The 15265-nt window shown below is 66.7% G+C and carries 17 protein-coding genes; 10 read left to right on the top strand and 7 right to left on the bottom strand.

Going from position 1 to position 15265, the window contains the following annotated elements; all coding sequences use genetic code 11:
• Nucleotides 1-150 precede the first annotated feature (150 nt).
• Nucleotides 151-1068 (top strand): polyphosphate kinase 2, encoded by a 918-nt coding sequence (ppk2, locus tag L0977_RS04015; protein WP_234263447.1) that lies wholly within the window; start codon nt 151-153, stop codon nt 1066-1068.
• 130 nt (nt 1069-1198) lie between these two features.
• Here ppk2 and L0977_RS04010 read toward each other — a convergent pair whose 3' ends face one another.
• Nucleotides 1199-2242 carry an extracellular solute-binding protein gene (locus tag L0977_RS04010; RefSeq protein ID WP_234263446.1) on the bottom strand — a complete coding sequence of 348 codons (1044 nt, stop codon included), beginning with the start codon at nt 2240-2242 and terminating at the stop codon, nt 1199-1201.
• A 103-nt stretch (nt 2243-2345) separates the two neighbouring features.
• Here L0977_RS04010 and L0977_RS04005 point away from each other — a divergent pair, with 103 nt between their 5' ends.
• A complete protein-coding gene (locus L0977_RS04005; RefSeq protein WP_234263444.1) occupies nt 2346-3257 on the top strand; it encodes a patatin-like phospholipase family protein in 912 nt (303 codons plus the stop codon).
• 245 nt (nt 3258-3502) lie between these two features.
• On the opposite strand, the gene L0977_RS04000 is transcribed toward L0977_RS04005, so the two are convergent.
• On the bottom strand, nt 3503-4045 hold the full coding sequence (locus L0977_RS04000; protein ID WP_234263443.1) for a phasin family protein: 543 nt from the start codon (nt 4043-4045) through the stop codon (nt 3503-3505).
• 234 nt (nt 4046-4279) lie between these two features.
• On the opposite strand from L0977_RS04000, the gene L0977_RS03995 reads away from it, so the two are divergent.
• The 3 genes from L0977_RS03995 (at nt 4280) to L0977_RS03985 (ending at nt 6517) form a co-directional block, all read left to right on the top strand.
• Nucleotides 4280-5266, top strand: coding sequence for a histone deacetylase family protein (locus L0977_RS03995; RefSeq protein ID WP_234263442.1), 987 nt, complete (start codon nt 4280-4282; stop codon nt 5264-5266).
• Nucleotides 5263-5706 carry an acyl-CoA thioesterase gene (locus L0977_RS03990; RefSeq protein WP_234263441.1) on the top strand — a complete coding sequence of 148 codons (444 nt, stop codon included), beginning with the start codon at nt 5263-5265 and terminating at the stop codon, nt 5704-5706. The genes L0977_RS03995 and L0977_RS03990 overlap by 4 nt, the downstream gene beginning before the upstream one ends.
• An 82-nt stretch (nt 5707-5788) precedes the next feature.
• Entirely contained in the window at nt 5789-6517 is a 729-nt protein-coding gene (locus tag L0977_RS03985; protein WP_234263440.1) for a nitroreductase, read from the top strand.
• 24 nt (nt 6518-6541) lie between these two features.
• Here the strand turns inward: L0977_RS03985 and L0977_RS03980 are convergent, their stop codons facing one another.
• The gene (locus tag L0977_RS03980) at nt 6542-7381 is read right to left on the bottom strand and encodes a hypothetical protein (protein WP_234263439.1); all 840 of its coding nucleotides are present in this window, start codon (nt 7379-7381) and stop codon (nt 6542-6544) included.
• A 179-nt stretch (nt 7382-7560) separates the two neighbouring features.
• Here L0977_RS03980 and L0977_RS03975 point away from each other — a divergent pair, with 179 nt between their 5' ends.
• Nucleotides 7561-7944: a hypothetical protein gene (locus L0977_RS03975; RefSeq protein WP_234263438.1), complete on the top strand. Its 384-nt coding sequence runs from the start codon at nt 7561-7563 to the stop codon at nt 7942-7944.
• An 18-nt stretch (nt 7945-7962) separates the two neighbouring features.
• Here the strand turns inward: L0977_RS03975 and L0977_RS03970 are convergent, their stop codons facing one another.
• Nucleotides 7963-8883: a LysR family transcriptional regulator gene (locus tag L0977_RS03970; RefSeq protein ID WP_234263437.1), complete on the bottom strand. Its 921-nt coding sequence runs from the start codon at nt 8881-8883 to the stop codon at nt 7963-7965.
• Nucleotides 8884-9109: 226 nt separating this feature from the next.
• On the opposite strand from L0977_RS03970, the gene L0977_RS03965 reads away from it, so the two are divergent.
• Nucleotides 9110-9337, top strand: coding sequence for a DUF4148 domain-containing protein (locus L0977_RS03965; protein ID WP_234263436.1), 228 nt, complete (start codon nt 9110-9112; stop codon nt 9335-9337).
• 69 nt (nt 9338-9406) lie between these two features.
• On the top strand, nt 9407-9913 hold the full coding sequence (locus L0977_RS03960; RefSeq protein WP_234263435.1) for a DUF4148 domain-containing protein: 507 nt from the start codon (nt 9407-9409) through the stop codon (nt 9911-9913).
• Between the two features lie 94 nt (nt 9914-10007).
• Here L0977_RS03960 and L0977_RS03955 read toward each other — a convergent pair whose 3' ends face one another.
• Together L0977_RS03955 and L0977_RS03950 are read right to left on the bottom strand one after the other, a co-directional pair.
• On the bottom strand, nt 10008-10289 hold the full coding sequence (locus L0977_RS03955; RefSeq protein WP_234263434.1) for a hypothetical protein: 282 nt from the start codon (nt 10287-10289) through the stop codon (nt 10008-10010).
• 79 nt (nt 10290-10368) lie between these two features.
• Entirely contained in the window at nt 10369-11424 is a 1056-nt protein-coding gene (locus L0977_RS03950) for an endonuclease/exonuclease/phosphatase family protein (RefSeq protein ID WP_234263433.1), read from the bottom strand.
• Between the two features lie 186 nt (nt 11425-11610).
• Between L0977_RS03950 and fdhD the strand changes: the two genes are divergently transcribed.
• Nucleotides 11611-12459 (top strand): formate dehydrogenase accessory sulfurtransferase FdhD, encoded by an 849-nt coding sequence (gene fdhD, locus L0977_RS03945; RefSeq protein ID WP_234263432.1) that lies wholly within the window; start codon nt 11611-11613, stop codon nt 12457-12459.
• A gap of 105 nt (nt 12460-12564) precedes the next feature.
• On the opposite strand, the gene L0977_RS03940 is transcribed toward fdhD, so the two are convergent.
• Entirely contained in the window at nt 12565-14319 is a 1755-nt protein-coding gene (locus tag L0977_RS03940; RefSeq protein WP_234263431.1) for a DEAD/DEAH box helicase, read from the bottom strand.
• 278 nt (nt 14320-14597) lie between these two features.
• Between L0977_RS03940 and L0977_RS03935 the strand changes: the two genes are divergently transcribed.
• Entirely contained in the window at nt 14598-15182 is a 585-nt protein-coding gene (locus tag L0977_RS03935) for a hypothetical protein (protein ID WP_234263430.1), read from the top strand.
• The last annotated feature ends 83 nt before the right edge of the window (nt 15183-15265 follow it).

Raw genomic sequence — 15265 nt, 5'->3', positions numbered from 1 at the left:
GTTGGGTGGATTGACGTTAACGTAAACGTCAATTATGGCCGAGCCCGGTCTGTCTTCGTCGGGGCTGCCTCGGGGTGTCATGGTGTTTTCATCGTGGTGTCACAGAGTCCGCCTAGGCTGGCCGGTCTTTCACCGATTTCCGGAGCCCCGATGTTCGACGACCGAGACGCCCTCATGCACCGCATCCATGCCGATCTGATGGATGGGTACGACGAAGAGCTGGAGATGGAGATCGAGGACCGCCACGTCGACGAACTGGCCGGCGATCTCAGCCCGGAAGCCCTGCTGCAGCACAAGGAAAGCCGCCGCATCTACTTCCGTGAGCTGTTCCGGCTGCAGGCCGAACTCGTGAAACTGCAGGACTGGGTGCAGGCCACCGGGCACAAGGTGGTGATCCTGTTCGAGGGGCGTGACGCGGCCGGCAAGGGCGGAGCGATCAAGCGCATCACCCAGCGGCTGAACCCGCGCGTGTGCCGTGTGGTGGCACTGCCCGCACCCAGCGATCGCGAGCGCACGCAGTGGTATTTCCAGCGCTACATCCAGCACCTGCCGGCAGCTGGCGAGATCGTGCTGTTCGACCGCAGTTGGTACAACCGCGCCGGGGTGGAGAAGGTCATGGGCTTTTGCTCCGACGAGCAGTACGAGGCGTTTTTTCGCGACGTGCCCGAGTTCGAGAAGATGATCATCCGCTCGGGGGTGCAGCTCATCAAATACTGGTTCTCGCTTTCGGACCAGGAGCAGGAACTGCGCTTCCTCGGGCGTATCCACGACCCGCTCAAGCAGTGGAAGCTCAGTCCGATGGACCTGGAAAGCCGCCGCCGCTGGGAGCTTTACACCAAGGCCAAGGAAGTGATGATCGAGCGCACGCACATTCCGGAATCGCCCTGGTGGGTGGTGCCGGCCGACGACAAGAAGAAGGCGCGCCTGAACTGCATCCACCACCTGCTGTCACAGATGCCCTATCACGAGATCGAACGCCCGGCGATCACGCTGCCCGAGCGGGTGCGGCATGAAGGCTATCGCCGCCACCAGGTGCCCGGCGAAATCTACGTGCCGCAGGTGTATTGAAGACAAAGGCCCGCATTTGCGGGCCTTTGTCTTCAATCTCAAATCGAGAGCTTGGCGTTACTGGCTTGACCGGGATGCCTGCGGTGTCCCCTCAATGAGGTGACGTGCCGCAGATACGGCACGGGGGGCTTTACTTGTAACCGACGCGGTCCAGCATCTGCTGCACCTTGGTCAGGTTTTTGGCCACCACGCCCAGCGGGATCTGTTCGGCCTTGAAGTGGTCGCCACCCATGGCCTTGAGGGCCGGGTTGTCGATCTTCACGCCTTTGGCGGCCGCAAATTCGTTGTTGCCGTTGGCGAAGTAGTCCTGCGCGAACGGGCTGGACAGGTATTCCATGAACGCAATGGCGTTGTCCAGATGCTTGGCGTTCTTGGCCACGGCAGCACCCGCGATGTTGACGTGCGTGCCGGTCGTTCCCTGGTTGGGGAAGACGATGCGCACCTTTTCCATGACGGCCCGGTCTTCCGGTTTGGTCGACTTGAGCAGGCGCGCCACGTAGTACGAGTTGCTCAGTGCCACGCCGCACTCACCCGACGCCACGGCCTTGATCTGGTCGGTGTCGCCACCCTTGGGCGCGCGGGCCATGTTGTCCACGACACCCTTGAGCCAGGCTTCACCCTTGGCGTCACCCATGCGCTCCACCACGGTGGCAAACAGCGACAGGTTGTAGGGGTGCGAACCCGAACGCGTGCAGACCATGCCCTTGAGTTTGGGATCGGCGAGCTGTTCGTAAGTGGCCACGTCTTCGGCCTTGAGGCGGGACGGGTCGTACACGATCACGCGGGCGCGGGTCGAGAAGCCGGTCCAGGTCACGCCGTCCTTGGTCGCATCGGCACGCAGGTTGGCGGGGATGGCGTCATCGAGCTTGGCCGACTTGATCGGCAGGAACAGGCCCTGGCTGTCGGCCGAGGCCAGACGGGCAGCATCGACCAGCAGAATCACGTCGGCGGGCGAAGCGGCGCCTTCGGCCTTCAGCCGGGCGATGATGCCGGCGTCGTCCGCGTCCACGCGGTTGATCTTGATCCCCGTGGTCTTCGTGAACTGCTCGTACATCGCCTCGTCCGTCTGGTAATGACGGGCCGAATACAGATTCAGAACCTTTTCCTGGGCCTGGACACCCAGGGAGGTCGCGATGGCGGCGAAGACAATGGAGAGCTTGGCAAACTGGCGCATGAAAGGCTTTCTGCGTGACAGGAAATGATCCGGTCGGGTGCGTCGACACCCCCGGTGTGGATGATGATTCATGCTAACACAAACACGAATTGTTCTTAATAAAATGGCGGGTTGGAGTGGGGTTTTGCTGCTCGCTCTGTGGCTGGCCGGTTGTGGCTCGACACCGCCGGTCCAGCCGGCTCAGCCCGCCCCGCCTCCGGCGGTGACCGCGCCCGAAGGGCGTCCGCCCCGCCTCGGTCTGGCGCTGGGTGGCGGGGCCGCACGGGGGTTTGCCCACGTTGGGGTGATCCAGGTGCTGGAAGCCCAGGGGATCCATCCCGACCTGATCGTGGGCACCTCGGCGGGCAGCCTGGTGGCGGCGCTTTACGCCACGGGGCGCAGTGCGGCCGAGCTGGAGAAGCTGGCGCTGTCGATGGACGAGGCGGCCCTGACCGACTGGAGCATGCCGCTGGTCAGTCGCGGCATGTTGCGCGGCGAGGCGCTGGCGCGGTTTGTGCGCCAGGCGGTGGATGGCCGGGTCATTGAACAGATGGCGCTGCCGCTGGGCATCCTGGCCACCGATCTGCAGACCGGCCAGGGGGTGCTGTTCCGCCGGGGCGACACCGCGCAGGCGGTGCGGGCCTCCAGCGCGGTGCCCGGCGTGTTCGCGCCGGTCTCGATCGGTGGCAAGGATTACGTCGATGGCGGGCTGGTGGCGCCGGTGCCGGTGCGTCAGGCTCGGGAGATGGGGGCCGAAGTGGTGATCGCCGTGGACATTTCCGCCGACCCGGCAGACATTCCGGCGGGCGGGCTGTTCAGCCTCTTGCCCAAGACCACGGCCATCATGGGGCAGAGCATCAACCGGCTGGAGCTGGCCAGCGCCGATGTGGTGTTGCGGCCGACGTTGCCCGGCGTCGGCAGTGCGGACTTCCGTTCCCGCCAGCGCAGCATCGAGGCGGGCCGGGCCGCGATGCAGGCGGCGCTGCCGCGCCTGAAGGCCGAGCTGGCCCGTTTGCGTGTGGTCACTCGGCACTGATGTACGCTGAACGCGAGCGCGCTGTCAGCAGGCGCTCGGTCGGCGTGGCCAGAAAAAAAGCCCCAACCTTGCGGCTGGGGCTTGAAGGGGTCCGATGAAATCCGATTTCGAAAAGGACCCGAGGAGACAACCAGAAAAAACGGTCTTGGAGGACCAAGTGCCGCCCCTTCGAGGTCGGACTTGATCTTCCGGGATTTCGACCGCGCCAGACTTGATCGACATCAAGCCGGGTGCGGACAGCCCGATCAGCGCTTCTTGGCAGCAGCCTTGGTGGCGTTCACGGCCTGGCTGGTCACGGCGTTGAAGTTGGCTTCGGCCAGTTCGGTGGCTTGCTTGACAGCCTTTTGCACCGATTCCAGCGCGTTGTTGGAGGCAGAGATGGCGCTCTTGATCACGGCCACGGCGGTTTCTGAACCGGCGGGGGCGTTCTTGGCGGCGCTGTCCACCAGGGCGGCAAACTTCTTCTGGGCATCGGCGGCCTGGGCTTCAGCAGCCTTGCCGAATTCGCCGGTGGTGCCCGAAGCGATGTCGTACAGGTGGCGGCTGTAGGCGGCGGTCTTTTCGGCCAGGGGCTGGACCAGGCTGGCTTGCAGGGCCACGAGTTCCTGAGCGTCCTTGACGGACATCAGGGCCTGGGCGCTGTTGGCGGATTCGGCCAGAGCGGCCTTGGTGGCCTGGATGTTCAGCTCGACCAGCTTTTCCACGCCTTCGAAGGCTTTCTGGGTCAGGCCGAACAGGGTTTCGATGTTGGCTTTCTGGGCGGCAACGATTTGGTCAGCGGTCAACATGGTTTTAACTCCTGTGTTCAGTGTTGAAAAGGTAGTTGAAGGCTGCTTGGGAACACCGCGCTGTACTTGGACGCTGTTGTTCTTCGTTCGCTTTGCTGCGCTGCAACATGATTTGAATTATAGGGATGCCTTTGTCTGGTGCAAGCCCTTTTTGTTGCATTGCAGCATATTAGGGCCCTCGCTCTAAATCCTGGCTGCTCCGAGCCCGGCGGTTGGCGGGCCACAATGGCCCGGGTGAATGTCTACTACGCCGACCACTTTGTTTTGCCTTTGCCGGACGGACACCGTTTTCCGATGGCCAAGTACAGCCGCCTGCGTGAACGGTTGAGCGCAGAGTTCCCGACCCTGCGGTGGGGCGAGGCTAGGCCGGCCAGTGACGAGGAGTTGGCCCTGGTGCACGAGCGGGCCTATATCGCGGCCGTGGCCGAGGGCACGCTGGCGCCGGCTGCGCAGCGCGAGATCGGCTTTCCGTGGAGCCCGGCCATGGCCGAGCGGGCCCGGCGCTCCGTGGGGGCCACGTTGCAGGCCTGTCGCGCCGCGTGCGCGCACGGCGGCCTGGCAGCCAACATCGCGGGGGGTACCCACCACGCCTATGCCGACAAAGGCAGCGGCTTCTGTGTTTTCAACGATGTGGCCGTGGCGGCCCGGCTCATGCAGGCCGAATGGGCGCGGAGGCAACCAGGGCGGGCGCGGCTGCGGGTGGCCATCGTCGATCTGGACGTGCACCAGGGCAATGGCACGGCGCGCATCTTTGCCGACGACGAATCGGTGTTCACGCTGTCCCTCCATGGCGCCAAGAATTTCCCGTTCCGCAAAGAAGCCGGGGATCTGGATGTGCCCCTGCCCGATGGTTGCCGGGACGACGAGTACCTGGCGGCGCTCGATCACGCGCTGGCCGAACTGGACCGGCGATTCGATGCCGATCTGGTGCTCTACCTGGCCGGCGCCGACCCGCACGAAGGCGATCGTCTGGGCCGGCTCAAGCTCAGTTTCGATGGGCTGGAGGCGCGCGACCGCCGTGTGATGGAGTGGGCGTGGCAGCGGCGCCTGCCGCTGGCTTTTGCCATGGCCGGTGGTTACGGCAACGACCTGGAGGCGACCGTGCAGGTGCAGGTCAACACCTACCGGGTGGCGCTGGGCTACCACGCCCGCTGGCAGGCGCTGGCCGCGACGCCGGCGACAGGTTCCGGCACAGGCGGCTGGCAGAATGCCGCCGCATGAACGCCCCCGCTGCCCGCCCCCAGGCCTTGCCCCGCGACCACTACCGCGTGTTCCGTGCGATCGGCACGCGCTGGATGGACAACGACATCTATGGCCATGTCAACAATGTCGTCTACTACAGCTGGTTCGATACGGCGGTCAACGCCTGGCTCATCGAGCAAGGGGCGCTGGACATCCATGCGGGGGCGGTCATTGGCCTGGTGATCGAGACCCAGTGCAACTACTTTGCCCCGCTGGCATTTCCGCAGACGGTGGAAGCGGGCCTGCGGGTGGCGCATCTGGGGAAGTCCAGCGTGCGTTACGAAGTCGGGCTGTTTGCGCAGGGAGACCCCTCCGCCGCCGCATGCGGCCATTTCGTGCACGTGTATGTGGACCGCGAAACCCGCCGGCCCGTACCTCTGCCGGACCGGTTGCGCGAGACGTTGCAGACCCTGCTTTGACCCGCTGCCGGCAAGCCGGTACGGGGGCCGCCATAATGCTTTGGAGTTGACGTATACGTCAATCAAAAAACAGGAGACCTGCATGATCCCCAATCCCCCGGATGCCACCCAAGCCATCGACGCGGCGAGCGTGGACGCCGCCATTCAGAGCCGGCTTTCGGCACGCGCCTTCCTGCCAACGCCGGTGTCGCGCGACACGCTGGAACACATTCTGCAAGTGGCTGCCCGTGCGCCTTCGGGCACCAACACGCAGCCGTGGAAGGTCTACGTGCTCCAGGGGCCCAGCCGTGACCGTCTGGTTGACAAGGTCTGCGCTGCGCATGACGCGCTGCGCGCCGATCCATCGCTGGCCGACCAGTATCGCGAAGCGTACGACTACTACCCCACCCAATGGGTCAGTCCCTACATCGACCGGCGGCGCGAGAACGGCTGGGGGCTGTACGGGCTGCTGGGCATCGGCAAGGGCGACAAGGACAAGATGCACGCCCAGCACCAGCGCAACTTCCGGTTCTTTGATGCGCCGGTGGGCCTGATGTTCACCATCGACAAAATCATGGGCCGGGGCTCGCTGGTGGATTACGGCATGTTCCTGCAGAACATCATGATCGCCGCACGCGCCCAGGGCCTGCACACCTGCCCCCAGGCCGCGTGGAACGGTTTTGCCCGGATCATCCTGCCGCACATCGGTGCGGGCGAGAGCGAGATGCTGGTCTGTGGCATGGCGCTCGGTCACGCCGATCCGGACGACAAGGTCAACGGCTTCATCACCCCGCGCGAAAGCGTCGCCAGCTTCACGCACTGGCTCGGCTGACGGCGCGGGGACTCCGCATGGCGGTCAGCGCGGGTCGGGCACCCAGCGACCGCGGCGTTCGCCTGGGAACGGGCGGGGCGGATGGCGGTCGGGCGGGATGATGCCCATGGCCACCAGGTTGGCACGGCTGTCGTAGCGGATCAGCACGACGTCGTCGGGCCGGTCCGAGCGGCGGTCGAAGCGGGTCTGGGCCACGCGATCGTATTCCCGGTCGCCGTGGCCGGTACCCAGTTGTGGGCCGGGTTCGGCGCGCAGCGAACGCCCGTGCAGCTCGGCCGGTGGTGCGTTCTGCGGGGCCGGTGCCGGAGCGTTGCGGCCATACGGGGTGTCGTAGGGGCGTGCGTCGGGGTTGCGCCAGGGCGTGTTGTCGCGCTCCTCGCGGAAGACCGCGATGCCGATCACGCCGACGTCGTCCGGGCGGCCGGTGCGCGCAGCGTAGGAGCGTGACAGGCGGGTGAATTCAAAGGCCGCGATTTCCCGGCGGCTCTTGCGCCAGCCGTTGACCTCGTAGCGCTGCCAGGGGGCGATGACGTAGCCCGCTTGGTCGAAGGCCGCGGTTTCGCCGGTGACCACGTTGACGCCGTCGACCGACACGACGTTGAGCAGGCGCTCATCCGAGCGGTTGCGCAGCTCGATCGCGTAGCGTGCCCCGGGCTCGCCCGGGACCCACAGTTCACCGCGGTATTCGTAGACCGGGAGGATGTCGTCCGTGTCGCGGTTGACGACGCGCACGTCGACCAGACGTCCGGCCGCGTGGGCCGACAGCGGGGCCAGCAGGCCGACGCCAGCGGTCAGGCCCAGGGTTGCGCCCAGCGTGGTCCTGAGAACCGAGCGGCGGGAGAGGAAAGGGGTTGCGGAGGTCATGAAGCGTCTCCTGAATCCAAGAGGTGAATCGGAGCCTGCAGTACACCGGCTGGCTGTCAAGCCCAGGCTGCATGAGTGAAAACGGTGTGTAAAGAGTGGTTCGAAGCTGTTCGTGCGCTGCTGCTCGATGCTCCCGTGTTCTGGTACAAACCCGGCCTTGCCCCCGAAGGAGTGAATTCATGGCCCAGTTTCGCCAGGTGGTGCTGTTCACCGATACCGATGGCCGAGCCCGTTTCCGGGAGGACTCGCTGCCCCTGACCGAAGGCTCCCCAGCCGCCCGGCTGTCGCCGCTGTTGCCCGCATCGGGCCTGCAACTGCGCCAGAGCCCGGTGGGTTTTCGCAGCGACTTCCATTGCACCACCGCCCCGCAGTGGCTATTTGTCCTTCAGGGCCAGATGGAGATCGGCCTGCAGGACGGCAGCGCGCGCGTGTTTGGCCCGGGCGAGCATTTTTTCTCTGCCGACACCTTGCCGGAAGGCGCGACGTTCGATCCCTCCCTGCATGGCCACCGCAGCCGCCAGGTGGGGGACGAGCCACTGGTGACGGCGTTCGTGCGCGTCTGAGTCCGCGTTGCGGCTGCGTCAGCGGGCCAGGGCCTGTTCGACGGCCTTGCGGGTGTAGTCCGTCAGGTAGTCGAGGAAGACGCGGGTGCGTTGGGGCAGGTACTTGCGGCTGGGCAGGGCGGCATAGAGCGACAGGCGGGCGCTGATCCAGGGGCTGAGCACCCGGACCAGGGCGCCGCTGTTGATGTGCGCGGCCGCCAGTTCGGCTGTGGTCGAGGTGATGCCGGCACCGTCCAGGGCAGCCCGGATCAGGGTGTCGGTGTGGTTGCTCCACAGCACCGGGGGCACGTCCACGTCAAACACCTCGTCGGGGGCATCGGTGCGGAACACGCGCCAGGGGTCGGTGCGCATCACCTCGGCAACGCGCAGGCAGTCGTGGTGAACCAGATCACGGGGGTGTTGGGGCGTGCCCCGCCGGGCGAGATAGGCCGGCGAGGCCACCAGGATGGCTTCGGTGCCACTGATGAGCCGGCGCGCGACGACGGCGGCGTCGTAGTCCTCGCGCACGCCCAGCAAGGTCACGTCATGGTCTTCGATCGGCGGGTCGGTGCGGTTGTCCACGTCGATGACGAGCCGGATACCCGGGTAGGCGCTGCGAAAACCCGCCAGCACCGGGCCCAGCACGTGCGTCGCCAGGGCGGGCACCGTCTGGATGCGCAGCGTGCCGCAGGGCTCGTTGTTCTGTGCACTGACCAGGGCATGGGCGTCGTCCAGGTCCTGGAGGATGGGGCGGATGCGCTCCAGATAGGTCTGGCCGGCTTCGGTCAGCGCCAGGCGCCGGGTCGTGCGCTGGATCAGGCGGGTGCCCAGGTAGGCCTCCAGGTCGGCCACCAACCGGGTCACGACCGCCGGTGACAGATCGAGCGACCGGGAGGCCGCTGCAAAACTGCCCTCGTCGGCGACGCGCTGAAAAACACGCAAGGTCTGTAGACGGTCCATGGCGATCCGGTGGTGGCCGAAAGATTGTTTCCGATATGGAAATTATCTATTGGGGATGTGGTTGTTTTTCTCTATCAAAAGAAATTTTACAGTTCAACCCAAGGCAGCGATACACACCCGTTCCGCCGTGAAACACAGCGAAACGCAGCGATACCGCACCGAGAAGACCGCCGGGTGATGGCCCGGCACCATGCAACCCGTACCGCAACTCTCCAAGGAAAACATCATGAACACCTCCCGCACCCTCGCTTCCGCTCTCGCCGCTGCTGTGCTGGCCGTTTCGGCCGGTCAAGTGCTGGCGGCCGATCCCGCGCCGCAGGGCAAGACCCGCGAACAGGTCAAGGCCGAACTGGCCGAAGCGCTGCGCACCGGCGACATCGTCGCTGGTGGCGACAGCGGCATGAAGCTCAACGAGCTGTTCCCGAACCGCTATCCGGTCAAGACCAGCAAGTAAGCGCGCACTTTGCGCAACAGGCGGGGATGTGCCCCGCACAACCTCCCCAGTCTGTTTGAAGGAACCATCATGAACACCCAACGTCGCTTCACTTCCGTTTTTGCTGCTGCCGTGCTGGCCATCGCCGCCGGTCAGGCCGTGGCCGCCGACCAGGGCCTGAGCCGCGAGCAGGTCCAGGCCGAACTGCAACAAGCCATTCGCAATGGTTCGCTGGTCGCCGGCGGCGACAGCGGCCAGACCCTGGCTGAACTCTCGCCCAACCGCTACCCGGCCGTGCAGGCCCAGGGCCTGAGCCGTGAACAGGTCAAGGCCCAGCTGCAACAGGCCCTGCGCGACGGTTCGCTGGTCGCCGGTGGTGACAGCGGCCAGACGCTGGCTGAGTTGAGCCCGGCGCAGTACGCGGCCAAGGGCGACGTGGTGAAGGTCCAAGCGGCCGCACCGGAGCAAGGCAAGACGCGCGCCGAAGTGAAGGCCGAGTTGCGCGAAGCGCTGCGCACGGGCGACATCGTGGCCGATGGCGACAGCGGCATGAAGCTCAACGAGCTCTTCCCCGGTCACTACCGCAACGTGCAGTGACGTTGGGTGGGCGCCTGAAAGGGCGCTCCTTTCCCTCCAAAAAAAAGAGAGCGGATGATCCGCTCTCTTTTTTTGCCTGACCGTTTCGAAGGGTTCAGGACTTCACAACGTCGTGCGTTTCGTGGCGCTTCTTCGAGGCTGCCACGTGCTTCTTCTTGGCTTTTTTCTTGTGTTCCTGGGCCATCGGGGTAACCGCTTTGTGGGCGGGCTTCTCGGCCGTGGTCGGGACCGCCGGTGCCGGGGCGGCAGCGGTACTCGCCATCTCGGTCGCCGGTGTGGCCGGCGCCGTCGCGGCAGCCGGGGTGTTGGTGGCCGCGTGGGCAGCACCTGCGGTGAGCAGGGCAGCAGACAGCAGGGCGATCAGGTTCTTGCTCATGAGGACTCCTTGGAGGGTTGTGGATCGGTGGCAACCGCCACCGACGCCGCCATTCTTGGCGCCGACACTTAGAACAGGTTTAAACGTCCGGGACGGGCGCATCCAGCCGCAGACGCAACAGCGCGCGCACGAACCCATGGTCGCTGCGCCAGCGTTCACGGCCTTCGTGCAGGTGGTCGTTGAAAGCCTCCACGCGCCGCACATCGCCGATGCTGGCGCGGCTGGTGGCGACGAATTCTTCGCTGACCAGCACCTGGTCCAGCACCTCGGGGTAGCCCTGGTGGATGTGCGAGAAGGCCACGTCGCGGCGCAGGGCGCCTTCACCCTGCACATCCCAGGCGTTGTACAGCGCGGTGTCGCGCGCGCCCTTGTCGTAGGCCGCTTGCGAGGTGGCGGCGATCAGTTGCGTGGTGACGCTGTGCGGACTGTCGTTGAGATCGCCCATCACGATCAGTGGCAGCCGCGTGCGGTGCAGCAATTCCACCACCTTCAGCCGCAGCGCCAGGGCTTCGCCTGCGCGCATGATCAGCGATCGCAGCGAAGCCACCGCCTGCACCGCCGGGTCGTTGGGGTCTTCGAGCGGCCGACCTTCGGCGTCCTGCAGGAATTTCGGTCGCTTGCTCTTGAGGTGAGCGACCAGCACCGCCACGGGTTGTCCGTGTTTGAGGCGCAGGGTGGCCAGCAGGGGCGGGCGCTCGAACCGGCCATGGGCGCCCAGGCCGGGGACCTGCACGACGGCGGCGGGCGGAAAGTCGACCAGCGATTCGGTGTGCGCCACTTTCAGCCGGGTGGCCAGGCCGACGCGCGGCGTGCCCTGTGCACCGTGCTGCCCCGGACCGTTTTCAGCCCCGGGCACACCGACGAAGCCATATTGCAGCCCGCTGCGGGCGATGGCGGCGCGCAGGGCCACTTCGTCCCACACTTCCTGCACCGCCAGCACATCGGCATTGAGGGTGCGAAAGCGCTCGCCGAGCCAGTTCACCTTGCGCTCGAACTCTTCCTGCCGGTAAGGGCTCTGGCCATCGTAAAAGTGGCGCCCGGGCTGCGCCAGGTTGAGCACGTTGGCCGTGGCCACCATTAGGGTGGCCCAGCGAGGAGGCAGGGATTCGTCGGGGGTGGGGGTGGCAGCGGGCATGCAAAAGGTGGTGAAAAGGGGCGGCGGGGCAGGCCAGCGTGCAGGGGCACTGGGTTACCCTATGCCTCACCAGCATACACACCCGCACTTTCGTGCCGGCGCGGTGTGCATGGCGCCGGCCGGGCATCGTGAAGAAGCCGTGCGGCGATCCTGGCGAGTGTCCCCGCGTCGATCTCTGGAGACAGCATGACAACCCTTGAAGGCGCCCTCCCGGGCGAGAGCACGCCCGAAGGCGTCCGCGCAGCCCGTGTGGTTGCGTGGCGCGGTGGGCAGGCCGTTTCGCGCGGCGACTGGCTGGCCGAAGAGACGCCTGTGGCGCTGGTGTTCAATGGCATTTCGCACGCCGTGATGCTGGCCACGCCGGCCGATCTGGAGGCGTTTGCGCTCGGTTTCGCGCTGACCGAAGGGCTGGTGCGCGATGCGAGCGAGGTCTATGGCATCGAGGCAGAACCCACCTGTGATGGCATCGAGGTTCGGCTCGAGGTGGCTGCCGAATGCGAGTGGCGGCTCAAGGAGCGGCGTCGCAACCTGGCGGGCCGAACCGGCTGCGGCCTGTGTGGCACGGAAAGTCTGGACCAGGTCCGCCGCACGCTGCCAAGTGCATTGCCCCCTCTGGCGGTACCGCCCCAGGTACCGGGGCGGGCGCAGCGGTTGTTGCGCGAGCGCCAGGCACGCCAGGCGTTGACGGGTGCGGTGCACGCGGCGGCCTGGTGCGATGCCGAGGGCCACATCCTGCAGGTGTGCGAAGACATCGGTCGCCACAACGCGCTGGACAAGCTCGCCGGGGCGATGAGTCGCGCAGGCATCGACCCGGCCCAGGGCTGGGTGCTGGTGACCAGCCGTGCCAGTTTCGAGATGGTGCAGAAGACCGCCATGATCGGAGCCGGGCTGCTGGTGGCGGTTTCGGCGCCCACCACGGCGGCCGTGGACCTGGCCGAGCGGGCAGGGCTGGCGCTGGCTGGTTTTGCGCGGGGCGATGACTTTGTGGCCTACACCTACCCGGAGCGCTTCGGCCTGATGGCCGAGGCGGGTTGAGCGGCCAAGCCCGACGTTTTTTGGGGCGCCGTCAAGCCCTGGACCGAGATGGCCGGCGAGCGGCCGCCAGCAAAAAGCCCCGCGAGCGGGGCTTTTTGAAGGGGGTCAGCCGATGCGGCCGTAGCTGGTGCGCAGCGGATCGGCACCGCCGCCGTTGCCACCCTGGCCACCACCACGGGGGCCTTTGTTGTTCTTCTTGTGCTTGCTGGTGCGCATCGAGTCGATGCTGGTGCGCAGCGGGTCAGGCTGACCGCCGGGAGCGGCCGCGCGGGGGCGCGGGTCGCGGATGCGCAACTGGCCCAGGTGGGCGTTGGGTCCGGGCTGGCGCTCGGGCCGGCCGCCTTCGTCGTCGTGGTCGCGCGGCGGACGCGGGGCACGGTCCTGGCGTGGCGGGTGCTGGCTGCCGGCCTGGGTTTGCGGGCCCTGGCCCTGACCATTGCCTCCGCGGCGGCGACGGCGGCGGCGGCCTTCACCGCTGCCCTCGCCGTGTCCCTGCGGGCCCTGGGCATCCGGATGGTTTTCGGCCGCAGCCTTGGGCGGTCGTTGACCGCGGGGCTTGGGCTGGCCTTCGGTGGCTTTCTTCTCGCGGATGCGCTGCATCATGTCCTGGCGAGCAGCCTTGGCGGCCGCGGCCATCACATCGCGGCTGGGCGGCTTGCCGGCACCACCCCACAGGGTCTGGCGGCCCATGGCGATGGGCTCGGCGCGTTCACCCTCTTCGGGCATGAACTGCTCGAAGATCTCCACCGGAATCTCCTGCTTGGTGAAGCGTTCGATTTCCTGCATGAAACCTTCTTCGTCCAGGCAGACCAGGCTGACGGCCTGGCCTTCCTTGCCGGCCCGGCCGGTGCGGCCGATGCGGTGGACGTAGTCCTCGGGGACGTTGGGGATTTCGTAGTTGACGACGTGCGGCAGATCGTCGATGTCGATGCCGCGGGCGGCGATGTCGGTGGCCACCAGCGCGCGGATGTCACCACTCTTGAAACCGGCCAGTGCCTGGGTGCGGGCGCCCTGGCTCTTGTTGCCGTGCAGCGCCATGGCCTTGATGCCGTTCTTCGTCAGGTAATCGGCCACGTTGTTGGCGCCGAACTTGGTGCGGGTGAACACCAGCACCTGGCTCCAGTTGTGCTGCTGGATGATGTGGACCAGCAGTTCCTTCTTGCGGCCGCGGCCCACCGGGTGGATCACCTGGGCGATGCGCTGCACGGTGGTGTTGCGCGGTGTGACCTGGATGCTCTGCGGGTCGCGCAGCAGGCTGTTGGCGAGTTCGCGGATGTCGTCGCTGAATGTGGCCGAGAACAGCAGACTCTGCTTGTCGCGGGGCAGCAGCGCCAGCACCTTCTTCACGTCGTGGATAAAGCCCATGTCGAGCATGCGGTCGGCTTCGTCGAGCACCAGCACCTGCACGGCTGACAGGTCCAGGAAGCCCTGGTCCTGCAGGTCGAGCAGGCGTCCGGGCGTGGCCACCAGCACGTCGACGCCTTTCTTGAGGGCGTTGATCTGCGGGTTCATGCCCACGCCACCGAAAACCACGGTGGAGTTGAGCGACAGGTGCTTGCCATAGGTGCGCACCGATTCTTCGACCTGTGCGGCGAGTTCGCGCGTGGGGGTCAGCACCAGGGCGCGGACACCGACACCGCCGAAGCGGCTGGTGGCGCGCTCACCTTGCGACAGGCGTTGCAGCAGCGGCAGGGTGAAGGCGGCGGTCTTGCCGGTGCCGGTCTGTGCGCCGGCCAGCAGATCGCGACCGGAGAGCACGGCCGGAATGGCTTCGCGCTGGATGGGTGTGGGGGTTTCGTAACCCTGTTCACGGACCGCTTGCACGATGGCCGGGGCCAGGTTCAGTTCTTCAAAGTTCATTGGCAGTTGGGGCGCCCGTCCAGGGCGCTGGGGGGCATCGGCCACTTCCGCAGGCGGGCTGCGGTCCAGAACGGGCAGATGAGGTTCGTCGTATCGGCGGCCGCCTTGGGTGGGGCAGCAACCACAGCGTGTGCGCTGGCGCCAGGCCGACTGGAGGACCCGACAGGCGCTATTGTCGCACGGCTGGGGCCTTCCGGTCCGGCGCGCGTGTTTTTCGGCCTCTACACTGCGCTTCTGGACCACCGCATTGACCGGCTACCGGCAGAGAATTTCCCACCGTGACCACCACCACTTTCGGCTACGACGCCCTGCAGGACCGCATCTGGATGCGCTCGCACGACCTGGATCAGACGGTGTGGCTGACCCGCCGCATGGTGTCGAGCATGTTGGGCCCACTGCTCAAGGCGTTCGAGACCGCCACGCCCGGCCAGCAGGGGGGTGCACCGGCGGCGCAGCGGGTGGCCATTGAGCACCGGCTGGCGCTGCACGAGGTAGCGCCGGGTCAGCCGCCGGCGCGGCTGACGGCCTCGCGGGTCACGCCGGGTGCCAACGCCGATCCGCAGTTGCGCCTGTGCCAACGCATCGTCACGCGCTCGGGCAGCCAGTCGGTGTTCCTGCGTTTTGAAACCGGGGCCGAGCCGCTGGAGCTGAAGCTGGGGCGGCGTGGCATGCACCTGTGGCTGCGCGGCTTGGCCATGGTGCTGCGCCAGACGCAATGGGGCCTGCCCCCTTTGCCGGACTGGCTCCACGAAGGCGTGATGCCGCCAGCGTTGCAAGGGCTGGTCGATCGGGCCGGTCAGTCGGCACCTCCGCCCCCCGAGTCTGCGCCGCCTGCGGCCCCCGCGTCACCGGGCGATAATTGAGCCCAGCACGCCGGCACCGCCCGCACGGGTGGCGTCGCCGGACCGGCCGCCGGCCCCTTGGGCCCGGCTTCCTCGGCTTTCCG

Source organism: Hydrogenophaga sp. NFH-34 (assembly GCF_021401345.1).
GTDB lineage: Bacteria > Pseudomonadota > Gammaproteobacteria > Burkholderiales > Burkholderiaceae_C > Hydrogenophaga > Hydrogenophaga electricum.
The sequence above is the reverse complement of the archived record's forward strand: the minus strand, read 5'-3'. Positions and strand labels throughout refer to the sequence as shown.